The sequence below is a fragment of the Clostridium sp. LIBA-8841 genome (genome assembly GCF_034439435.1).
GTDB lineage: Bacteria > Bacillota > Clostridia > Clostridiales > Clostridiaceae > Sarcina.
Genome location: NZ_JAPCKJ010000001.1, coordinates 750,045 through 772,266, shown reverse-complemented (window position 1 = coordinate 772,266; position 22,222 = coordinate 750,045). Strand labels below are relative to the sequence as shown.

Here is a 22,222-nt window from a genome sequence, read left to right as displayed (position 1 = left end):
CATGAGCAAGGTAAGAGCTATTTGTATAAGTGAAAAGAAAGGAACAGCTAAATTTCAAGTTGAGGAAGCTGAATTCATAGAGGATTTCGGAATTAAAGGAGATGCTCATGCAGGAAAGTGGCATAGACAAGTAAGTTTATTAGCTTTTGAAAAAATAGAGGACTTCAGAGCAGATGGAGGAAATGTAGATTTCGGAGCTTTTGGAGAAAACTTAGTGGTAGATGGAATAGAATTAAATAAACTTCCTATAGGGCAAAAAATAAAAATTGGTGATGTTATTTTAGAAGTAACTCAAATTGGGAAAAAATGCCACGATAAATGTGCTATATATTATCAAGTAGGAAGATGTATAATGCCAGCATATGGTGTCTTTACTAAAGTTTTAAAAGGTGGAATCATATCTTTAGATGAAGAAGTAGAACTTTTAAAATAAATAGTTAGATTTGAATGGTTAGCTAAAAATCAATACTCACTTAAAACAGTGAAATGGTACCATGTTGGAAAAATTACCAGATAAAGGACTGATTCGTAAGCTGTGAAGAGTATAAAAAAGAATACCTACACATTAAAGATTCTAATATTTTTTATTAGAATCTTTTTTGTTGTATAATTACTAATAGATAGTGTGTATATTGGAAAAAGTAATTTTTAGGGAGAGCAAGTATTTATTAAAAGCTTGCTTCATATTTAGTTTTTTTGTTTTAAATAAGGTTTTATACTTAATTTAAAGTATTGGAGGACGATTAATTGGACATTGTATTGGATATTAAGGATAGGCTATCTATATTTAAAAATTTTTATGATGCTATTAGAGTGGTAGACCCCATAAAAAAGAAAGTTATTTCAGATCATATTAATGAAAATTGTAATCATAAGTTACTCTTTGAGGGCGATTTTTCTATGGTCAACTGTCATGATATATGGAAAAAAAACTCAAGGTGTAGTAACTGTATAGCTAAAAAGGCATATTTAGAGAATGATACCTTTGTTAAGTTAGAGCACAATGTGGGGAAAATATTTTTGGTTATAGCTTCTCCAATAGAAGTTGAGGGGAAAAGATATGTGGTTGAAGTTTTGAAAGATATAACAGAAAATGGTGAGATAGTAGACAAATGTGGAGAAACTACATATTTAGATATAAAAATGAGTAATATTGGAGAAAATCTTGTTAAGGATTATTTGACTGGAATTTATAACAGAAGATACATAAATCATAGGCTTTCAAAAGAAATAGATAAAAATTTAAATAGAGGCATACCTACAACTATAATAATGGCAGACATAGACTGGTTTAAAAATATAAATGATACATATGGGCATTTGATTGGAGATAAAATATTAAAAGATTTTGCTAATATTTTAGAAAAAAATATTAGAGTTAGTAGTGACTGGGTTGGTAGATATGGAGGCGAAGAATTCTTAATTATTTTAAATAATACTAATGAAGAAAAGGGAATTAATGTAGCAGAAAAACTTAGAAAAGTAGTTGAGAATGAAGACTTCGTTTATGGTGATATAAAAATAAAACTAACAGCTAGTTTTGGACTATTTGAAATTTCAAAAAAAGAGGATATATCTGATATAATAAAACATGTTGATAATAAACTTTATAATGCTAAAATGACAGGAAGAAACAAAATTATGTTTTAGCAAGTTAATATATTTACATAAGATATTAAAATTAGGCTATGTTTTAAGTGAAAGTTCAAATTTCCAATTTGGTACCTTGAACTTATGAAGTAGAACTTAGTGAAATTGTACTCCTAAGAAAAAATAAAATAGGATCTTAGGTAAATGAAAAGATATTATTAGATGAAGTTAAGAAAGGAGGTAAGTTATCAAAGTTGAGACCTTTAGCAGATGTTATGAGACCTAAAAGTTTGGAAGATATGGTTGGTCAAAGGCATATTATTGGAGAGGGAACTCCCCTAAATAAGCTTATAAAAAATAAAAATATAATGAACTGTATTTTTTATGGTCCCCCTGGAGTTGGAAAAACAACTTTAGCCAACATAATTTCAAATTATACAGATAAAAAATTTTATAAAATAAATGCCACCACATCTTCAATAAAAGAAATACAAAGTATTACTTCAGATATAGATAACTTATTGAACTTTAAAGGAATAATACTTTATATAGATGAGCTTCAGCATTTTAACAAAAAGCAGCAACAAGCTCTTCTTGAATTTATAGAAGATGGAAGAGTTGTCTTAATAGCTAGTACTACGGAAAATCCATATTTTGCAATTCATAAGGCTATATTAAGTAGAAGTACTATATTTGCTTTTGAACCTGTAAGTACAGAGGATATAATAATTGCTTTAGAAAGAGCTGTTAGTAAGCTAGAAAAGGAAGGTTATAAGATTTCTATTGAGGAGAATGTCCTAAGATATATTGGAGAAATAGCTCAAGGAGATGTTAGGAAAGCTTACACAGTATTAGAATTAGGCATTAAATCTCAGAACAAAGAGAATATTGTATTAACTCAGGATTATATAGAAGAATTAGGACAATCTAATTTAAAATCTGATGCATCTGGAGATGATTATTATAATTTATTAAGTGCACTTCAAAAAAGTATAAGAGGAAGTGACCCTGATGCAGCTGTTCATTATTTAGCAAGGCTTATTAAAGGTGGAAATATGGATAGCATAGTCAGAAGATTAGGGGTTATTGCAGCTGAAGATATAGGACTTGCTCATCCTAATGCCCTTCAGGTTGTAAATAGTGGAATAGATCTTTGTTTAAAGATAGGATTACCTGAGGCAAGAATAATATTATCAGAACTTGTAATTTATTTAGCCACTCTTCCTAAATCAAATAGTGCATACGTTGCAATAGATAGTGCCTTAAGTGATTTAGAGAGAGTTAATGCAGGCGATGTGCCAAAACATTTAAAAGATGCTCATTATAGTGGAGCAAGCAACTTAGGGGTAGGTGGCTATTTATATCCACACAATTATCCAAATAGTTATGTATCACAAGAGTACATGCCTGAGAATATGAAAGGCAAAGAATATTATAAGCCTAAAGACAATAAATACGAGGGAAGTATAAAGGCATATTGGAAGAATATTAAGAATAAATAAATCTAATTTTAAGAGGAGTTTAGATTTTTCATGAGAAAAAAGCAGTGAGTTTGAGTCTTTTTTGTAAATGTAGAAGACTTAAAAGCTTTACTTTTTGTGATTTAATAAAAACTCCTTTATGCTGTGATTACAATGGATAAACTAGACAAATTTTCTTTGAAATATTTATATTTTTAAATAAAGAATATGTAAATATTATAGTTGACAAATTTACTCGGCTTTGATATTATAATCACATAAAGTACATCGAATTAGTCAGATTTAGAGGTGATTAAATGAAATTATCTACCAAAGGAAGATATGGTGTGAAAGCCATGGTTGATTTAGCTATAAATTATGGTGGGTCACCTGTGTCAATAAAATCAATATCACAAAGACAAAATATATCTGAATATTATCTAGAGCAATTATTTAGTTCTCTAAGAAAAGCTAAGCTTATAAAAAGTATTAGAGGAGCTCAAGGAGGATATGTTTTAAATAGACTACCTGAAGAAATAACAGTAGCAGATATTATGGAGGTTTTAGAAGGACCAATAGAAATATCTGAATGTTTAGAGGATGTAGTTTGTAATAATGTTGATTGTTGCGCAACTAGACTTTTATGGAAAAAGATAAAAACAAGTATAGATGAGGTTACTAATTCAGTAACTCTTAAAGATATAGTAGAAGATTACAAGGCTATGAAAGAAAAAAATGAAGCTTTAAAAATTGTTAGTAGGAGTGAAGAAAATGAATAATAGAGTTGTTTATATGGACTACTCAGCAACTACATATGTTAAACCTGAAGTATTAGAGGAAATGTTACCATACTTCACAAATAAATTTGGAAATCCATCAGCATTTTATGGAGTTTCAAGAGAATCAAGAATGGCTGTAGATACTGCTAGAGAAAGAGTAGCTAAAGTTTTAAATGCAGATACAAATGAAATCTACTTTACTGGTGGCGGATCAGAAGCAGATAACTGGGCAATAAAAGGAATAGCTTTTGCTCATAAGAATAAAGGAAATCATATAATAACTTCAAAAATAGAGCATCATGCTGTACTACACACTTGCCAATGGTTAGAAAAGCAAGGATTCGAAGTAACTTACTTAGATGTAAATGAAGAAGGATTTGTTGATTTAGAAGAATTAAAAAATGCTATTACTGATAAAACTATCTTAGTTTCTATAATGTTTGCAAATAATGAAATAGGAACTATAGAACCAGTTAAGGAAATAGGTAAAATCTGTAGAGAAAGAAAAGTAATATTCCATACAGATGCAGTTCAAGCTGTAGGAAATGTTAAGATTGATGTTAAAGATATGAACATTGACTTACTTTCATTAGCTGGACATAAAGTCTATGGACCAAAAGGAATTGGAGCTTTATATATCAGAAAAGGTATAAGAATAGATAACTTAATCCATGGTGGTGGTCAAGAGAGAGCTAGAAGAGCTGGAACTGAGAACATCCCTGCAATAGTTGGATTAGGAAAAGCTATGGAAATAGCAGGAGATAACCTAGAAGAACATATAGCTAAGGTTTCTAAGTTAAGAGATGAATTAATAAAAGGATTATTAGAAGTACCATTTACAAGATTAAACGGACCAAAAGATGGTAGCAAGAGATTACCAGGTAACGTAAATGTATGCTTTGAGTTTATAGAAGGTGAAGGAATACTTCTTTCATTAGACTTTGAAGGAATATGTGGTTCAAGCGGAAGTGCTTGTACATCAGGATCATTAGATCCATCACACGTGTTATTAGCAATAGGACTTCCTCATGAAATAGCACATGGATCATTAAGATTAAGTTTAGGTGAAGGTACAACTCAAGAAGACGTAGATTACGTATTAGAAAAAGTACCACCAATAATCGCAAGATTAAGAAGTATGTCACCATTATGGAAAAATCATTTAAGAGAAGTAGAAGGAGAGAATTAATCATGATATATAGTGAAAAAGTTATGGATCATTTCAAAAACCCAAGAAATGTAGGAGAAATAAAAGACGCTAACGGAATCGGAGAAGTTGGTAACGCTAAATGTGGAGATATAATGAGAATATATCTTAAAATAGAAAATAACATCATAGAAGATGTTAAATTCGAAACTTATGGATGTGGATCTGCTATAGCTTCATCAAGTATGGCTACAGAGCTTATAAAAGGAAAAACTGTAGAAGAAGCTTGGGAATTATCAAATAAAGCTGTTGCTGAAGCTTTAGATGGTCTTCCACCAGTAAAAATGCACTGCTCAGTATTAGCAGAAGAAGCTATACACAAAGCTATAAACGACTATAGAAAAAGTCAAGGTTTAGAGCCTTGGGATATGAAAGAACATTCACATGACATACATGAGCATGTTCACGGCTAAGAATAATAATTAAAGTGGTGATTTTGTGACAAAGAAAAAGGTTGTTATAGGTATGAGTGGCGGAGTTGATAGCTCCGTTGCTGCTTACCTTTTAAAGGAACAGGGATATGATGTAATTGGTGTTACAATGCAAATATGGCAAGAGGATAAGGAATATGAAGAGAGAGAAGGCGGATGTTGTTCTCTTTCAGCCGTTGATGATGCAAGAAGAGTTGCTCAAAAATTAGATATTCCTTTTTACGTTTTAAACTTTAGAGATAGTTTTAAAAGAAACGTAATAGATTATTTTGTAGATGAGTACATACAAGGAAGAACTCCAAATCCATGTATTGCATGTAATAAATATCTTAAATTCGATGAGCTTTTACAAAAAGCTAAAGGTATAGGTGCAGACTATGTTGCTACAGGTCACTATGCTAAAATCGAGGAGAGAGATGGAAGAGTCCAGCTCATAAGATCAAAGGATGACAGAAAAGATCAAACATATGCTTTATATAACTTAACTCAAGAACAGTTAGAGCATACTTTAATGCCTTGTGGAGAGTTTACAAAGGATAGAATTAGAGAAATAGCTAAAGAAATTGGTCTAGATGTTCATAATAAAAAGGACAGTGAAGAAATATGCTTTATTCCAGATAACAATCATGGAAGATACATATGTGAAGCTGCTCCAAACAAAGTTAGACCAGGAAACTTTGTTGATAAGCAAGGAAATGTTTTAGGAAAACATAAAGGAATAGTTTACTACACAATAGGTCAAAGAAAAGGCTTAGGATTAGCTCTTGGAAGACCAGTATTCGTTACAGATATAAACCCTGTAACTAACACAGTTGTAGTTGGACCAGAAGAAGATATCTTTAAAACTGATTTAGTTTGTAAGGATATAAACTTAATATCTATAGATAAACTTGAAGAGCCAATGGAAGTTGAAGCTAAGATTAGATATTCAGCTAGACCAGCTAAGGCTACTATAAGTCCTATGGAAAATGGAAGAATTAAGGTTTCTTTTGAAGATAAACAAAGAGCCATAACTAAAGGTCAATCTGTTGTTTTCTACAAAGATGATTTAGTTGTAGGTGGAGGAATAATCGAAAGCCTACTTTAATAAAAAGCTCCCGCAAGGGGGCTTTTTTTATTTTAGCTTTTTAGGAGTTTTTAGAGAATATACTAGGGATCCATATAAATATTATTTTTACTACTATCACAAAACTTCTTAAAACATAAAATAAAAAGTTTTAATTATCTCGCCAATCATAATTACCCTTAGGTAGGTGTATTTTATAGTGCTTTATTTTATTTGCTTTTATGTATATTATTTACAAAAAAGATATTATAATTAATATTACTTTGATTTTTGAGAATTTGGATTTTAAAAAATGTTTTCTAAAGATAATTAGTGATATGGGGGAAAGAAAGAGTAAATGAAAAATTTTAGTATAGTAAAGTTATCAGAATTAGATGAAGAGTATAAAAGAGAAGCTACAGGTTTATTCGCAGAAGGATTTCATAAGATGTTTTCTTTTACTAAAGATAGAGAGGTGTTAAATGAATTATTTTTTTATTCATTAGATTTCTCTATGATTTATATTACACTTGAGAAAGATAAAGTTGTAGGATTATTAGGCAGTGGAACAAATGAAAAAAGAGCAGTTTCTCTTAATAAGGAAGTTTTTAAAAAGCTTTTGGGAAATGGAAAAGGAACAATAGTATATAAGCAGATGAAATCAATTATGGAAAAGCCAGCAGTAAAGGGAGACAGTGATTTATACATTGATTACTTAGTAACTGATAAAAAATACCGAGGTAAGGGAATAGCTACAGCGCTTATTAATTTTGTCTGTAATGATGAAAGAATTTTTGAAGAATGCTATATAGAGGTTTTATCCAAAAATATTAATGCTAAAAATTTATACGAAAAAATTGGATTTAAAGAATATAAAAGAGTTTATAATCCAATTACTTTACTTCAAGGACTTGGATATCTTATAGAGATGAAAATGAAAATTCATAATAGAATTAAAATATAACGAATTTTTAAGATTTTTAACATTGAGGCTATTGGTTTTATGTTTAATACATAACTAATAGTTCTTTATTTTGTAATTTATAAACAAATTTGGGTTTAAAATAGCAAATTAATAATTAAGTTCAGTTTAATTATAGAATTGTAAGTAATATTATTAATTTATATAAATATAAAGAAAGAAGGAAATTTTATGATTTATAAAGCCTTGGCTTTAGAAGAACATAAAAAATTTTTTGCAATAATTATTTTAATGATTTTCATAGTAGTAATGGGTATTGCTGCTGGTTTATACTTTTATTTTTCAAATATGATTAAAAATCCTTTTATAATAAATTTATCAAAAAATGAAATTAGAATTAGTGGATGGGGAGATGCCAAGATTAATTTAAATGATATAAAATCAATGAAAGTCGTAGATGGTCCCTTAAATATACAGTGGAATAAGGGAGGAGGAAATTTTGGAGATAAAATTTTTGGTGAGGAAAGTCTTGAGAATTTTGGAGTAAGCAAGTGCTTTGTTGAAAATTTAAATAATGAGAGTATATACATCAAAACTAAAAGTGATAATTATATGATAAACTTAGGTTCAAATGAAGAAACATTAAAAGAATATTATAAAATACTTGAACTTAAAAAAGAAAAAGAAAATTATAATATAGTAGATATAATGAAAAAGATGATTAAATATTTTAATGTATAATATTTAATCATCTTTTTTATATTAGCTATATTTTATGGAAATAATTCTAAAATAACCTTTAAACTGTGTATTTTTTGGAAAGATATAGATAATACTAAATATTATTACTAATGACTTTGCTTGAATTAGGAAGGGAGGACTTTTAGGATGTATAGAGTAAGAGATTTAATTGGCCTTAAGGTTTTTGATTCTAATGGAAAAAAGGTTGGAGTGGTATGTGATCTTGCTATGGATTATTTCAATGGAAAAGTTATGGGATTCATAGTAACAAAAAAATTATTTTCAAAGAGAGATTATGTGGATTTAACTAATGTCATTTCTTTAAGTGAGACTATTATGGTTGAGGGAGTTCACATACATAAAGGATTAAAATTTAGTGAAATAAAAGATTTTGATCTTATAAATAAGGATGGACATATGCTTGGTATATTAGAGGATATTTTAATAGACTATGATTTTTATATAAGAGGACTAATTGTGGTTGGAGGAATCTTTGATAAGTTTAAGAATGGAAAAAGAGTAGTTCAACTAAAAGAGACTATTTTGGGAGAAGAGAATATTTTGTTTTTTGGTAACAAGAATATAAATATGAGAATGCTTCCAGCTAAATCTTATAAAGATTAAATAATTATTCAATCTTTATAGAAGAGAAAGGATTATTCTTTATCTTATGCTATTTTTGATATTAAGTGAAAGAAGGAATTAGAATGTTTGAGGCTTTAAAAAATAAAAGAAAATTAACTAGAAATATAATAATTATATTGATAGCAGCTTTATTTATATTTCTTTTTTATAGATTTGAAGCTTTTAGAAATACTATTATTATAATAATAGCATCAGGAGTTTTTGCATATATTCTAAAACCCTTATATAGGTTACTGTATGAAAAAACAAAATTTAATAAGAGCTTTTTAGCTATGGTTGTGGTAGTAGGAATAATTCTCTTAATGCTGTTCTTTTTCATGGCTCTAATTCCAAGTATGTTTAAAGAAGGAGAAAGCTTTGATGGACTTATAAATAGCATTGAAACTTTTATAAATGACTTAGCAATGAAGATGAAGTTTATGGATTCAGGAGTTTTTAACGTTGTTGAGGCTCAAGCTACAGAAAAACTCAATATATTTATAGCTAACTTTGCTAATAATACTATAAATAATTTAATTGGGTTCTCTGAAAATATTTTAGCTTTTGCTGTAATACCAGTTTTAGCTTATTATTTTTTAGCTTATGGAGATTTGATTTCTAATAAATTTTTATATTTTTTCCCTATGAACAAAAGATCCCTATTAAAAAATCTTGGAAGGGATATAGATAGGGTTTTAGGTAAATATATTTTAGGACAATTACTTTTAAGTTTGCTAGTTGGAGTTATGACTTTTATAGGGATGCTTATATTAGGTTTAAAGTTTCCATTACTATTGGCATTTTTAAATGCCTTATTAAATATAGTACCTTACTTTGGAGCTATTTTAGGAGCAATTCCAGCCATTATTGTGGCCTTAGTGGAAGGACCAAGTAAAGTTCTATGGGTCATAGTAACCTTCTTAATAATTCAACAAATAGAAGGAAACTTAATAGCACCTAAAATTACGGCAGAGAGTATAGATATGCATCCAATATTAATCATAATATTGCTTTTAATTGGAGAGCAAATAGGAGGCCTTATGGGGATGGTATTTATAGTCCCTATAGCAGTTATAATTAAGGTAATATATGAAGATTGGGATTATTATATGTTCCTTTAAGGTTTAAAATGAAGCTAAGATTTTCAGTGATTAGGATTATCATATGTTTTTATACAAATCAACCTTTACATGAAACATAGCAAAAAGGAAAGTTTAGTATTTATGTGAAATATCTAAGTTTACCATATAATATAAAGGAATTTTAATGAAATAGATACACATACAATTGGCAATTATATTGACATGTGAAGAAATTTTTCTTATAATTTGCCTATAATAACTAAATGAAAAGCGTTGACGAGAATGAGTAGGCATTTATCTTTTATCCAGAGAGGAAGTGGTTGGTGAGAACTTCTTAAAAGAGGTGTTGAAGCTATCTTTGAGCTATATTTTTTAGAGTGATGTAGTTTTACATAATTAGGGTGGTACCGCGGAGCATAGGCTTTCGTCCCTTGAGTTTTAGGGGTGTTTGTTTTTATGTTCTTTTTTTGTGTGTAAAACTAATAATAAAATAAAAAACTTATCTAAGAGCTAAGTGAATTTTTAATCTGTTTTAAAGAACAGAGAGATTAAAGATTGAAGCAAAAGGATAAATACATAAAATTTGGAGGTAAAGAATTATGAAATTCATGGGAGCAAATGAATTAAGAGAAAAATACTTAAGCTTTTTTGAAAGCAAAGATCATTTAAGATTACAATCATTTCCACTAGTACCTAAAAACGATAAGAGTTTATTATTAATAAACGCTGGTATGGCACCTTTAAAGCCTTACTTCACAGGCTTAGAGCAACCACCAAGAAAGAGAATAACAACTTGCCAAAAGTGTATAAGAACTGGTGATATAGAGAATGTTGGAAAAACTTCAAGACATGGTACATTCTTTGAAATGTTAGGAAACTTCTCATTTGGAGATTACTTTAAAGGAGAAATAATTCCTTGGGCTTGGGAGTTCATAACAGAAACTTTAGGAATTCCTAAAGATAAGTTATATGTAACAATATACTTAAATGATGATGAAGCTTATGACATTTGGACTAGTAAAACAGATGTAGATCCAAGCAGAATATTCAGATTAGGAAAAGATGATAACTTCTGGGAAATCGGAGTAGGTCCATGTGGTCCATGTACAGAAATTCACTTCGATAGAGGAGAAGGAAAAGTTGAGACTGTTGAAGAATTCTTAGAAGCTTCTGATGCTGATAGAATAGTTGAGTTCTGGAACTTAGTTTTCACTCAATTTGATAAAGATGAAGAAGGAAACTATAACGAGTTAGCTCAAAAGAACATAGATACAGGAATGGGTCTTGAGAGAATAGCTACAATAATGCAAGGTGTTGATAACATCTTTGAAATAGATACAGTTAAAAACATATTAAATAAAGCATGCGAATTAACAAATGCTAAATATGGAGAAGATAAAAACACTGATGTATCATTAAGAATAATAACAGACCATGGTAAGAGTGTTACTTTCTTAATCTGTGATGGAGTTCAACCTTCAAACGAAGGAAGAGGATATGTTTTAAGAAGACTTCTTAGAAGAGCTGCTAGACATGGTAGACTTTTAGGAGTTAAGGGAATATTCTTAAATGAAATGGTTGATGCAGTAGTTGAAAACTATGGAGAAGCTTATCCAGAATTAAAAGAAAAAGCTGATTATATTAAGAAGATAATCAAATTAGAAGAAGAAAGATTTAATGAAACAATAGATTCAGGTATGGATATACTTATGAGCTATATTTCAGAAATGGAAGAAAAGAATGAGAAAGTTTTATCAGGAGCTAAAGCTTTCAAATTATATGATACATTTGGATTCCCACTAGAACTTACTCAAGAGATTTTAGAAGAAAAAGGATTAGAGTTAGATATAGAAAACTTTAATAAAGAAATGAAAGAGCAAAGAGAAAGAGCTAGAAATGCTAGAGGCGAAAGTAGCTACATGGGAAGTGAAGAAAGTCCAATAAACAAGATTGATGCTTCAGTAGTTACTGAGTTTGATGGATATGTTAACTTAGAACTTAATTCAAAAGTTATAGTTTTAGGAAGCAACGAAGAATTCAAGGCTGAACTTTCAGAAGGGGAAGAAGGATTCTTATTAACAGAGAAAACTCCATTCTACGCTGAAATGGGAGGTCAAATTGGAGATAAAGGTAACTTAACTTCAGAAACAGGAATGGCAATAGTTACTGATTGTAAGAAGAATGTTGGTGGAAAATTTGTTCACTACATTAAAGTAGTAGAAGGAAGTATAAAAGAAGGTCAAGAGGTTAAATTATCAGTAGATGCTTCAAGAAGATCTAATATATGTAAAAACCATACTGCTACTCACATGTTACATGAAGCTTTAAGAGAAGTTTTAGGAGATCATGTAAACCAATCAGGTTCATATGTTGATGAAGAAAGATTAAGATTTGACTTTACTCACTTTGCAGCTTTAACTGAGGAAGAATTAGAAAAAGTTGAATTATTAGTAAATGAGAAAATAATGACTGTAGCTGTAGTTGATACAAAAGAAATGTCATTAGATGAAGCTAGAAATAGTGGAGCAACTTGTCTTTTTGATGAAAAATATGCTGAAAAGGTAAGAGTTGTTGCCGTTGGAGATTTCTCAAAAGAATTATGTGGAGGAACTCACGTAGCTAACTCAGGAGAAATTGGATTATTTAAGATAGTTTCAGAATCAGGAGTTGCAGCTGGTATAAGAAGAATAGAGGCTGTTACTGGAATAAGTGCTTTAAAATTCATGGAACTTAAGAACAACATGCTTAAAGAGGCTGCTTCAATGCTTAAGTGTAATGAAAAAGACATTACTAAGAAAATAGCAGCTCAAACTCATGAATTAAAAGAAAAAGATAAAGAAATAGCAGAACTTAAAGCTAAATTAGTTCAAGGTGCTGAAGATGACATATTAAATAACAAAGTTGAGATAAACGGAGTTGAATTAGTTACAGCAGAGCTTAAAGATGTTGATGGAAACTCATTAAGAGATTTAGCTGATAAGGTTAGAAATAAATTAAATAATGGAATAGTTGTTCTAGCAAGTGATAATGATGGAAAAGTAAACCTAGTAGCTATGGCAACTAAGAACTCATTAGCTAATGGAGTTCATTGTGGAAAAGTTATTAAAGAAGTTGCATCAGTTGTAGGCGGCGGTGGAGGTGGAAGACCTGACATGGCTCAAGCTGGTGGAAAAAATCCAGAAAATATAGCTAAAGCTTTAGAAAAAGCAAAAGAAGTTGTAGAAATACTTGTAAAATAGTTGTACTTTTATGCCAATATAGTTTATAATAATTATAAAGTAAAGCGTGAATAAAAACTAATTTAAAAGATAATAATATACGTAGATATATAAAATAAATATATTTACTGTAAGGGGGTGAGCTGCTAGTAAGCAGCGTGTTATGAGTAACAATTTTGATCACACAATGCAGTTTGATTTTAGTAAGAACAAGGGAGACTTAACTAAATCAATATTAACTGATGTATACAACTCACTAAAGGAAAAAGGCTATAACCCGGTTAATCAGCTAGTTGGATACTTAATTTCAGGTGACCCTACTTACATCACTAATTACAACGGGGCAAGAGCTTTAGTAAGGAAACTGGAAAGAGATGAAATACTTGAAGAAGTTATAAAATCTTATCTAGAGATAAAATAACAAAGAGTGCCCGAAAGGGTACTCTTTCGTTTATATAAGGAGATTCAATGAGAATTTTAGGTTTAGATATCGGAAGTAAAACTATAGGGGTTGCGGTAAGTGATCCACTTGGATGGACTGCTCAAGGTGTAACAACTATAAAAAGAGATTGCTATACTAAAGATGTAGAAGCAGTTATGAAAATATGCAAAGAGTATGGAGTAGAAACTATAGTTGCAGGTATGCCAAAAAACATGAATGGAACAATAGGACCTTCAGGAGAGATGGTTAAGAATTTATGTGAACAAATTCAAAAGTCTTTTGATGGTAAGATAGAGTTTTGGGATGAAAGACTTACAACGGTTGCTGCTCATAGAGCCATGTTAGAAGCGGATTTATCAAGAGCGAAGAGAAAGAAAATAGTCGACAAAATAGCGGCTACTTATATATTACAAGGATACTTAGACAGAATATCAAAGTAAAAAAGGAGAAATTAATATGAATAACGATTTACAACCAATAGTTTTAGTTGATGAAGAAGGAATAGAAACAACATTCAACGTAGTAACTAAATTAGATATAGAAGAGAAAGAATATTTCTTATTATCACCAGAAGGTGAAGAAGATGTAGTTATAGCTATGCAAGTTGTTCAAGATGAAGATGGAGAAGAAACTCTAGCTCCAGTTGAGAATGATTTTGAAATTGAAATGATAGAAGAAGCTTATGCAACTTTATTCGCAGAAGAAGAATAACGGTAAAGTGAGGTTTTAATATGACAAATATAGCTTCAGTAGATTTTGATGCTTTGAAAGAAGAATTAAAGAAAAAAGGATATAAGTTAACTCCTCAAAGAAGAGCAATAGTTGATACTATAATACAAAATGAGGGTAAGCACTTAACGGCTGAGGAAATTTATGACGAGGTTAAAAAAGGTTGTCCAGAGATTGGATTAGCTACCGTTTATAGAACAATAATTCTTCTAGAAGAGATGGGTGTAATCTATAAGTTAGACTTAGAAGATGGATGTAGCAGATATGAGCTTGCTCATGATGATGAAGAGCATAGACACCATCACTTAGTTTGTAATAAATGCGGAAAAGTTTTTGAAGTTGAGGCGGATTTATTAGACGAATTAGAAGAAGAAATTGAAACTAAATACGGTTTTAAAATATTAGATCATACAGTAAAGTTTTTCGGAATATGCAAGGATTGTAAAAATGAATAGAGAAATTTTCTCAAATGAGGAAACCTCTTTTATACATAAGCGTATCACTACAAAAAAGAGGAGGGAAAATATGAAACGTGAAAAACTAAAGGTTAAAATTATACCTTTAGGTGGTTTAAACGAGATAGGTAAAAACCTAACTGTTATCGAATTTAAGGACGATATAATCGTAGTTGACTGTGGACTTAAGTTCCCAGATGAAGATATGTTTGGTATTGATATAGTTATTCCAGATGTATCATATCTTGTTAAGAATGCAGATAAAGTTAGAGGAATATTTTTAACTCATGGACATGAGGACCACATTGGAGCTTTACCATATGTGTTAAAAAATTTAAATGTACCTGTTTACGGAACAAAACTTACTTTAGGAATAGTTGAAACTAAATTAAAAGAACATGGTTTATTAAGTACAACAGAACTTATAAGAGTTAAACCAAGAGATATTATAAAATTAAAGTCATCATCAGTTGAATTTGTAAAAACTAATCATAGTATAGCAGACTCAGTTGCTATAGCAGTACACACACCATTAGGAGTTGTACTTCATACAGGTGACTTTAAAGTAGACTATACTCCAACTGACGGAGAAGTAATGGATTTCGCTAGATTTGCAGAGCTAGGAAGAAAAGGTGTTTTAGCACTTATGGCTGATTCTACAAATGTAGAGAGACCAGGTTATACAATGTCAGAAAGAGCTGTAGGAGAAAATCTTAAGAAGATATTTATGGGGGCAAAAGGAAGAATTATAATAGCAACATTTGCTTCAAATATCCACAGAATACAACAAATCGTTGAAGCTGCTGAAATGACAGGAAGAAAGATTGCTGTTTCTGGAAGAAGTATGGAGAACATAGTTCAGGTTGCTATAGAACTTGGTTACTTAACAATAGATAAGGATTCTTTCGTTAGTATAGATGCTATAAATAAATATCCAAGTGAGCAAGTTACAATAATTACTACAGGAAGTCAAGGAGAGCCAATGTCAGCTTTAGCTAGAATGGCATCTTCAGAGCATAAAAAAGTTAATATCATTGAGGGTGATACTGTAATACTATCTGCTACTCCTATACCAGGAAATGAAAAGTTAGTTTCTAAGGTTATAAATCAACTTTTCAAAAAAGGAGCTGAGGTAGTATACGGAAAATTAGCTGATGTCCATGTTTCAGGTCATGCTTGTCAAGAAGAGTTAAAGCTTATGCAAGCTCTTACAAAGCCGAAATTCTTCCTACCAGTTCATGGTGAGTACAGACATCTTAAGAGACATGCAGAGCTTGCTGTTGATGTAGGATTACCAGAAAAGAATTTCATGATAGGTGAAAATGGAGATGTTATAGAAATCACTAGAGATTCAATTAAAAAGAATGGATCTGTTACTTCAGGTCAAATCTTTGTTGATGGTCTTGGAGTAGGTGATGTAGGAAATATAGTTCTAAGAGATAGAAAGCATCTTTCACAAGATGGAATACTTACAGTAGTTGTTACTATTTCTAAGGAAACAGCTTCAGTTGTAGCAGGACCAGATATTATATCAAGAGGTTTTGTTTACGTAAGAGAATCAGAAGATTTAATGGATGAAGCAAAGCAAATAGTAAAAGACATCTTAAGAGACTGTGAGAAAAAAGGAATCTGTGATTGGGCTACTATGAAATCTAGCATAAGAGATGGACTTAGAAGTTTCCTTTATGAAAAAACAAAGAGAAAACCAATGATATTACCAATAATAATGGAAATATAAAAAAATTTAGATGATAATGTATAATGTAACTGTTTAAGTAAAAATGTTGTGTTGACTTTTTTCAAGCTTAACAGTAGAATCTAATAAGGTAAAGAAAAATTGGGTACTTTAAAAGTATCCAATTTTTTATGCACATAAAATTGGAGGAATATATAATGAGTAACGAATTCATAAGAAATGACATTAGAAATATAGCTATAATCGCCCACGTTGACCATGGTAAAACAACTTTAGTTGACGCATTATTAAGACAAAGTAACGTTTTTAGAACAAACGAAAAAATTGAAGAAAGAGTAATGGACTCAAACGATCTAGAAAAAGAAAGAGGAATCACTATCCTTTCAAAGAACACTGCTGTTCACTATAATGGAGTTAAAATAAATATAATAGATACACCAGGACACGCTGACTTCGGTGGAGAAGTTGAACGTGTACTTAAAATGGTTGAAAGTGTTTTACTTGTAGTAGACTCATATGAAGGGGCTATGCCTCAAACAAAATTCGTTTTAAGAAAAGCTCTTGAGTTAGGATTAAAACCAATAGTTGTTATAAACAAAATTGACAAGCCAGACGCTAGACCAGAAGAAGTTATAGATGAAATATTTGAATTATTCTTAGAACTTGGAGCAGACGATGAGCAATTAGATTTCCCAATAGTTTATGCTTCAGCTAGAGATGGAGTAGCTACAATTAATATAGATGAACCAAAAGATAACATGAAAGACTTATTCGATACTATAATTGAAAAAGTTGAATCACCAAAGGGTTCAATAGAAGATAGCTTACAAATGTTAGTTACGACTTTAGACTCAAGTGAGTATGTTGGTAAAATAGCTATCGGTAAAATAACTAGAGGAACAGCTAAGAAAAACCAACAAGCGGCTGTTGTAAGACAAGATGGAACTGTGACTAAATTCAAAATATCAAGTCTTTATACTCATGATGGATTAAAGAGAGTAGAAGTTGATGAAGCTCAATTAGGAGATATAGTTGCAGTAAGTGGTATATCTGATGTAAATATTGGAGAAACTATAACAGATGCACAAAATCCAGAAGGATTACCATTTGTTAAAATAGACGAGCCTACATTAAACATGAACTTCATGGTTAATGATTCACCATTTGCTGGTAAAGAAGGGGATTTCGTAACTTCAAGACACTTAAGAGATAGATTATTAAAAGAGTTAGAAACTAACGTAAGTTTAAGAGTAAATGAAATAACTCCAGACTGTTTCGAGGTAAGTGGTAGAGGAGAATTACACCTTTCAATACTTATAGAAACTATGAGAAGAGAAGGATTTGAGTTCCAAGTTTCTAAGCCAAACGTTATAACTAAAATTGAAGATGGCGTTAAGGTTGAGCCAATGGAGCACTTAACTATAGACGTTCCAGAAGAATTCATGGGACCTGTTATGGAAAAATTAGGACCAAGAAAAGCTGAGATGGTAAACATGACTTCAGCAGTAAATGGATACTCAAGATTAGAGTTCAGAGTACCAGCAAGAGGTCTTATAGGATTCAGAAATGAATTCATGACAGATACAAAGGGTAACGGAATAATGAACCATGTATTTGATGGATTTGAAAAATACAAAGGAGAAATCCCAGGAAGAAGTAGAGGATCAATCGTAGTATTTGAATCTGGAGAAGCTGTTACATATGGATTATTCAATGCTCAAGAAAGAGGAACTTTATTCATAGAACCAGGTACAGAGGTTTATGCTGGAATGGTTTGTGGAGAATGTTCAAGAGCAGATGACATAGATGTTAATATCTGTAAGAAAAAACAATTAACTAACACAAGATCATCAGGAGCTGATGACGCTTTAAAATTAACTCCAGTAAGACAAATGTCACTAGAGCAATGTTTAGAGTTCATAAACAATGATGAGTTAGTTGAAGTTACTCCAGTAAGTGTAAGAATGAGAAAAAGAATTTTAGATAGTGCTGAGAGAAAGAGAGCAATAAACAGAAGTAAAAAATAATTAAATCGAATTTGTAGATAAATTTTGAGAAAATAACTTTGTTTATATAAACAAAATTTAGTAAAACAAGTTTGTTTTTATTAAAAAAAGTTTTATAATTAGATAAATGGCTTCCCGGCCATTTATCTTTAAATATAAGGGGGTACTACTGTGAAAAAGCTAAAAAGCTCTAAAAGTATGGCTTTAATAGCTATATTTTTAATTTTACTTTTGATTAACTTAGCTGTATTTATAGTAAAATATAACTCGATAAAAAAGAACCCTTTAGAGTCTAACAATTCAACCATAACATTTAAGGTTGAGAATGGAGAATCGCTTCATGGTCTTTTTCAGAGATTAAATAATGAGGATATACTTAGAAGTTCATTCTTTTCTAAGATATACATAAAGTTTAATGATGTAAAAGAAAGTATAAAACCAGGAACATATACTGTTAGTAGTGATATAAACTTGTCAGACTTTATAAGTGTATTAACTGAGGGAAAAGTATCAGAAGCTAAGGTAACATTTCCAGAAGGCTATACAGTTGATGATATAGCTAATAAGTTAGAAGAAAGTGGAGTATGCACTAAAGAGGAGTTTATAAAGGCAGTTAAAGAGTATCCATTACCATCATTTATAAAACCTAATAAGGAAAGAAAATATGAATTAGAAGGATTCTTATTCCCAGATACATATACATTTCCTAAAGGTACAACACCAACTCAAGTTGTTGAGATGATGTTAAATAGGTTTGAGCAAGTAATGAGTGAGATACAGAGTGAATTAGGCATTACAATTCCAAATGAAGAGTATGAGAAATATGTAACTATAGCCTCTATGATTGAAAAAGAAGCTAGAGATGATAGTGAGCGTCCTGAAATAGCATCTGTTATATACAACAGATTAGAAAAAGGAATGCCATTACAAATTGATGCAACGGTCTTATATGCTTTAGGAGAGCATAAGGATACAGTGCTTTATAAGGATTTAAAAGTAGATTCACCATATAATACATATAAAATTAAAGGAATTCCAGTTGGACCAATATGCAATCCAGGAAAACCTTCACTTTTAGCTGCAATAAGACCAGCTAAAACAGACTACATATATTACTTATTAAATCCATCAGATAATAAACACTATTTCACTAATAGTTACGAAGATTTCTTAGCTAAAAAGAAAGAATTTGGATACTAAAATTTGGAGGAGCAAATGAGTGGAGTAACCTTTGATTATATGGAAAATTATCTTAGAGATCTTATTCCAGATAGAAATGACGAATTAAAAGAGTTAGAAGACTTTGCAAAAGAAAATAAGGTACCTATAATCCAAAAGGAAGGTGCAAAATTTCTTGAATTTATGGTAGCTATGAATAAGCCAAAGAAGATTTTAGAGCTTGGAACAGCTATAGGATATTCTTCAATACTTATGAATAAAGCTACTAATGGAAATTGTCATATTACTACAATCGAAAGAGATGAGAATATGATAAAATATGCTACAGAGAATATCAAAAAATTTGGTTTAGAAGATAAAATCAAGATTTTACAGGGAGATTGCTTAGAAGTTTTAGAAAGTCTTGATGAAAAATTTGATATGATATTCATGGATGCAGGTAAAGGACATTATAATCATTTTTTACCAGAATGTTTAAGACTTTTAGAAGATGACGGAATTATAATAGCAGATAATGTATTGTTTAGAGGAATGGTTGCTTCTGATGACTTAGTGAAAAGAAGAAAAATAACTATTGTTAAAAGAATGAGAAAGTATTTAGATTTAGTCTCGAAGGATGAAAATCTAATAACAACTGTTATTCCTATGGGAGATGGAATTGCGTTAACTAAGAGGAGGTAAGCAAACATGAGAAAACCAGAAATATTAGCACCAGCAGGTAGTTTAGAAAAATTAAAAACAGCAATAGATTTTGGAGCAGATGCAGTTTATATTGGAGGAAGTAAGCTTAATTTAAGAGCTTTCGCTGATAACTTTACTAACGAACAAATAGCAGAGGGAGTAAAGTATGCTCATGATAGAGGAAGAAAAGTTTATGTTACTATGAACGTATTCCCTCATAATGATGATTTAGAAGGATTAGAAGAATACATTATTGGTCTAGATAATTTAAATGTAGATGCAATAATCGTTTCAGATCCATCAATAATAATCACTGCAAAGGAAGTTGCACCAGACTTAGAAATACACTTAAGTACTCAAGCAAACAACGTAAACTGGAAGTCAGCTAAGTTTTGGCACAGCTTAGGAGTTAAGAGAATTGTTTTAGCTAGAGAACTTAGCTTCAAAGAAGTTGAAAAGATACATGCGAACTTACCAGAAGATTGTGATTTAGAAGCTTTCGTACATGGATCAATGTGTATGGCATACTCAGGTAGATGCTTAATATCTAACTATATGACAGGAAGAGACTCAAATAGAGGAGCTTGCTCTCAAGCATGTAGATATAAGTATTACTTAATGGAAGAAAAGAGACCAGGAGAGTATTTCCAAGTTATAGAAGATGATAAAGGTACATACATAATGAATTCAAAGGATTTATGTATGATAGAATATATCCCAGAGCTTGTTAAGAGTGGTATATACTCATTTAAGATAGAGGGAAGAATGAAGAGCCCATACTATGTTGCAGCAATTGTTAAAGCTTACAGAGAAGCTTTAGATAAGTATTGGGAAGATCCAGAAGGATATGAGTTTGACCAAAAATTAATGGATAATCTATTAAAGGTTAGTCACAGAAGATATCACACAGGATTTTATTTTGGAAAATCAGGTGAGCAAGTTTATGAATCATCATCTTATATAAGAGATTATGATATCGTAGGAGTTGTTAGAGATTATAACGAAGAAACTCAAGTTGCAACTATAGAGCAAAGAAACAGATTATTCGAAGGAGATACAGTAGAAGTCTTAACTCCAGTTGGAGACTACTATGAAATCCAAATGAATGATATGAAAGATGAAAAAGATCAAAAAATAGATGTTGCTAACAAAGCTCAAATGATATTCAAGGTTAAAATAGATAAGCCTGTAAAGATAAATGATATGTTAATTAAGTGCAAGGAGGCAAACAGCTAATGAAGAGACCAATTTTTATAGGAATAACAGGTGGTACTGGCTCAGGTAAAAGTACAATAGCAAAGGAAATATACAGACAATTTGGTGAAGAATGTATTGCTATGATAGAACAAGATTCATACTATAAGGATCAAAGCCATTTATCAATGGAGGATAGAGTTAAAACTAACTACGATCATCCACATGCTTTTGATAACAACCTTTTAGTTTCTCATTTAGAATCACTTCTAAATGGACATTCTATACAAAAACCAAGTTATGATTTTGCAATACATAACAGAGTTGAAGAAACAACTACAGTTGAACCAAAGGAAATTGTTATTGTAGAGGGAATATTAATCTTAGAAGATCCAAGAATAAGAGAACTTCTAGATATAAAAATTTACGTTGATACAGATGCCGATGTTAGAATCATAAGAAGAATGGTCAGAGACATAAATGAGAGAGGTAGAACTATAGAGTCTGTTATAAATCAGTACTTAAATGTAGTTAAGCCTATGCATAACCAATTTACAGAACCTACAAAGAAATTTGCAGATATAATAATACCAGAAGGCGGACATAACAAAGTTGCTATAGATATTATTGTTGCAAAAATAAAAGAGGTTTTAGGACAATACGAATAATATAAATAATATATTGGTTGGAATCCTTGTCTTAGAAGATTTACTTCAATAATAAGACAAAACTAATAACTAT

At 30.6% G+C, this 22,222-nt stretch carries 22 protein-coding genes and 1 other annotated feature; all 22 genes read left to right on the top strand.

Annotated features, from left to right (window positions below; translation table 11 throughout):
- The first annotated feature begins 1 nt into the window (after window position 1).
- The 22 genes from OIF33_RS03265 (at window position 2) to udk (ending at window position 22,149) form a co-directional block, all read left to right on the top strand.
- Window positions 2-433 carry an MOSC domain-containing protein gene (locus OIF33_RS03265; protein WP_322502793.1) on the top strand — a complete coding sequence of 144 codons (432 nt, stop codon included), beginning with the start codon at window positions 2-4 and terminating at the stop codon, window positions 431-433.
- Between the two features lie 314 nt (window positions 434-747).
- Window positions 748-1,650, top strand: coding sequence for a GGDEF domain-containing protein (locus tag OIF33_RS03260; RefSeq protein ID WP_322502792.1), 903 nt, complete (start codon window positions 748-750; stop codon window positions 1,648-1,650).
- A gap of 194 nt (window positions 1,651-1,844) precedes the next feature.
- Complete coding sequence (locus OIF33_RS03255) at window positions 1,845-3,092, top strand: replication-associated recombination protein A (protein ID WP_322502791.1); 1,248 nt, start codon at window positions 1,845-1,847, stop codon at window positions 3,090-3,092.
- 275 nt (window positions 3,093-3,367) lie between these two features.
- The gene (locus OIF33_RS03250; RefSeq protein WP_322502790.1) at window positions 3,368-3,829 is read left to right on the top strand and encodes an Rrf2 family transcriptional regulator; all 462 of its coding nucleotides are present in this window, start codon (window positions 3,368-3,370) and stop codon (window positions 3,827-3,829) included.
- On the top strand, window positions 3,822-5,018 hold the full coding sequence (nifS, locus tag OIF33_RS03245) for a cysteine desulfurase NifS (RefSeq protein WP_322502789.1): 1,197 nt from the start codon (window positions 3,822-3,824) through the stop codon (window positions 5,016-5,018). The genes OIF33_RS03250 and nifS overlap by 8 nt, the downstream gene beginning before the upstream one ends.
- 2 nt (window positions 5,019-5,020) lie before the next feature.
- Window positions 5,021-5,449, top strand: coding sequence for a Fe-S cluster assembly scaffold protein NifU (gene nifU / locus OIF33_RS03240; RefSeq protein ID WP_322502788.1), 429 nt, complete (start codon window positions 5,021-5,023; stop codon window positions 5,447-5,449).
- Window positions 5,450-5,474: 25 nt separating this feature from the next.
- Entirely contained in the window at window positions 5,475-6,554 is a 1,080-nt protein-coding gene (mnmA, locus tag OIF33_RS03235) for a tRNA 2-thiouridine(34) synthase MnmA (RefSeq protein WP_322502787.1), read from the top strand.
- 316 nt (window positions 6,555-6,870) lie between these two features.
- A complete protein-coding gene (locus tag OIF33_RS03230) occupies window positions 6,871-7,476 on the top strand; it encodes a GNAT family N-acetyltransferase (protein ID WP_322502786.1) in 606 nt (201 codons plus the stop codon).
- Between the two features lie 189 nt (window positions 7,477-7,665).
- A complete protein-coding gene (locus OIF33_RS03225) occupies window positions 7,666-8,175 on the top strand; it encodes a PH domain-containing protein (RefSeq protein WP_322502785.1) in 510 nt (169 codons plus the stop codon).
- 147 nt (window positions 8,176-8,322) lie between these two features.
- Window positions 8,323-8,799: a PRC-barrel domain-containing protein gene (locus OIF33_RS03220; RefSeq protein WP_322502784.1), complete on the top strand. Its 477-nt coding sequence runs from the start codon at window positions 8,323-8,325 to the stop codon at window positions 8,797-8,799.
- 83 nt (window positions 8,800-8,882) lie between these two features.
- Complete coding sequence (locus OIF33_RS03215) at window positions 8,883-9,920, top strand: AI-2E family transporter (RefSeq protein WP_322502783.1); 1,038 nt, start codon at window positions 8,883-8,885, stop codon at window positions 9,918-9,920.
- A 225-nt stretch (window positions 9,921-10,145) separates the two neighbouring features.
- Window positions 10,146-10,316, top strand: a binding site (T-box leader).
- 164 nt (window positions 10,317-10,480) lie between these two features.
- Window positions 10,481-13,120 (top strand): alanine--tRNA ligase, encoded by a 2,640-nt coding sequence (gene alaS, locus OIF33_RS03210; protein WP_322502782.1) that lies wholly within the window; start codon window positions 10,481-10,483, stop codon window positions 13,118-13,120.
- 142 nt (window positions 13,121-13,262) lie between these two features.
- Window positions 13,263-13,520, top strand: coding sequence for an IreB family regulatory phosphoprotein (locus tag OIF33_RS03205; protein WP_322502781.1), 258 nt, complete (start codon window positions 13,263-13,265; stop codon window positions 13,518-13,520).
- A 47-nt stretch (window positions 13,521-13,567) separates the two neighbouring features.
- Window positions 13,568-13,981 carry a Holliday junction resolvase RuvX gene (gene ruvX / locus OIF33_RS03200; RefSeq protein ID WP_322502780.1) on the top strand — a complete coding sequence of 138 codons (414 nt, stop codon included), beginning with the start codon at window positions 13,568-13,570 and terminating at the stop codon, window positions 13,979-13,981.
- A 16-nt stretch (window positions 13,982-13,997) separates the two neighbouring features.
- Window positions 13,998-14,252, top strand: coding sequence for a DUF1292 domain-containing protein (locus tag OIF33_RS03195; protein ID WP_003459598.1), 255 nt, complete (start codon window positions 13,998-14,000; stop codon window positions 14,250-14,252).
- Between the two features lie 20 nt (window positions 14,253-14,272).
- A complete protein-coding gene (locus tag OIF33_RS03190) occupies window positions 14,273-14,725 on the top strand; it encodes a Fur family transcriptional regulator (protein WP_322502779.1) in 453 nt (150 codons plus the stop codon).
- 70 nt (window positions 14,726-14,795) lie between these two features.
- Entirely contained in the window at window positions 14,796-16,463 is a 1,668-nt protein-coding gene (locus OIF33_RS03185) for a ribonuclease J (protein ID WP_322502778.1), read from the top strand.
- A 155-nt stretch (window positions 16,464-16,618) separates the two neighbouring features.
- A complete protein-coding gene (gene typA, locus OIF33_RS03180; RefSeq protein ID WP_322502777.1) occupies window positions 16,619-18,448 on the top strand; it encodes a translational GTPase TypA in 1,830 nt (609 codons plus the stop codon).
- Window positions 18,449-18,598: 150 nt separating this feature from the next.
- On the top strand, window positions 18,599-19,627 hold the full coding sequence (gene mltG / locus OIF33_RS03175; RefSeq protein ID WP_322502776.1) for an endolytic transglycosylase MltG: 1,029 nt from the start codon (window positions 18,599-18,601) through the stop codon (window positions 19,625-19,627).
- A 15-nt stretch (window positions 19,628-19,642) separates the two neighbouring features.
- Window positions 19,643-20,287, top strand: coding sequence for an O-methyltransferase (locus OIF33_RS03170; protein WP_322502775.1), 645 nt, complete (start codon window positions 19,643-19,645; stop codon window positions 20,285-20,287).
- 6 nt (window positions 20,288-20,293) lie between these two features.
- Window positions 20,294-21,523: a U32 family peptidase gene (locus OIF33_RS03165; protein WP_322502774.1), complete on the top strand. Its 1,230-nt coding sequence runs from the start codon at window positions 20,294-20,296 to the stop codon at window positions 21,521-21,523.
- A complete protein-coding gene (gene udk / locus OIF33_RS03160) occupies window positions 21,523-22,149 on the top strand; it encodes a uridine kinase (RefSeq protein ID WP_322502773.1) in 627 nt (208 codons plus the stop codon). Before OIF33_RS03165 ends, udk begins: the two co-directional genes overlap by 1 nt.
- Window positions 22,150-22,222 lie beyond the last annotated feature (73 nt).

Bases quoted from the DNA above. Each gene is read 5' to 3' on its own strand.
- OIF33_RS03265 (WP_322502793.1), top strand. From the start codon at position 2: ATGAGCAAGGTAAGAGCTATTTGTATAAGTGAAAAGAAAGGAACAGCT.
- OIF33_RS03250 (WP_322502790.1), top strand. From the start codon at position 3,368: ATGAAATTATCTACCAAAGGAAGATATGGTGTGAAAGCCATGGTTGAT.
- nifS (WP_322502789.1), top strand. From the start codon at position 3,822: ATGAATAATAGAGTTGTTTATATGGACTACTCAGCAACTACATATGTT.
- nifU (WP_322502788.1), top strand. From the start codon at position 5,021: ATGATATATAGTGAAAAAGTTATGGATCATTTCAAAAACCCAAGAAAT.
- OIF33_RS03230 (WP_322502786.1), top strand. From the start codon at position 6,871: ATGAAAAATTTTAGTATAGTAAAGTTATCAGAATTAGATGAAGAGTAT.
- OIF33_RS03225 (WP_322502785.1), top strand. From the start codon at position 7,666: ATGATTTATAAAGCCTTGGCTTTAGAAGAACATAAAAAATTTTTTGCA.
- OIF33_RS03220 (WP_322502784.1), top strand. From the start codon at position 8,323: ATGTATAGAGTAAGAGATTTAATTGGCCTTAAGGTTTTTGATTCTAAT.
- OIF33_RS03215 (WP_322502783.1), top strand. From the start codon at position 8,883: ATGTTTGAGGCTTTAAAAAATAAAAGAAAATTAACTAGAAATATAATA.
- alaS (WP_322502782.1), top strand. From the start codon at position 10,481: ATGAAATTCATGGGAGCAAATGAATTAAGAGAAAAATACTTAAGCTTT.
- OIF33_RS03205 (WP_322502781.1), top strand. From the start codon at position 13,263: ATGAGTAACAATTTTGATCACACAATGCAGTTTGATTTTAGTAAGAAC.
- ruvX (WP_322502780.1), top strand. From the start codon at position 13,568: ATGAGAATTTTAGGTTTAGATATCGGAAGTAAAACTATAGGGGTTGCG.
- OIF33_RS03195 (WP_003459598.1), top strand. From the start codon at position 13,998: ATGAATAACGATTTACAACCAATAGTTTTAGTTGATGAAGAAGGAATA.
- OIF33_RS03190 (WP_322502779.1), top strand. From the start codon at position 14,273: ATGACAAATATAGCTTCAGTAGATTTTGATGCTTTGAAAGAAGAATTA.
- OIF33_RS03185 (WP_322502778.1), top strand. From the start codon at position 14,796: ATGAAACGTGAAAAACTAAAGGTTAAAATTATACCTTTAGGTGGTTTA.
- typA (WP_322502777.1), top strand. From the start codon at position 16,619: ATGAGTAACGAATTCATAAGAAATGACATTAGAAATATAGCTATAATC.
- OIF33_RS03170 (WP_322502775.1), top strand. From the start codon at position 19,643: ATGAGTGGAGTAACCTTTGATTATATGGAAAATTATCTTAGAGATCTT.
- OIF33_RS03165 (WP_322502774.1), top strand. From the start codon at position 20,294: ATGAGAAAACCAGAAATATTAGCACCAGCAGGTAGTTTAGAAAAATTA.
- udk (WP_322502773.1), top strand. From the start codon at position 21,523: ATGAAGAGACCAATTTTTATAGGAATAACAGGTGGTACTGGCTCAGGT.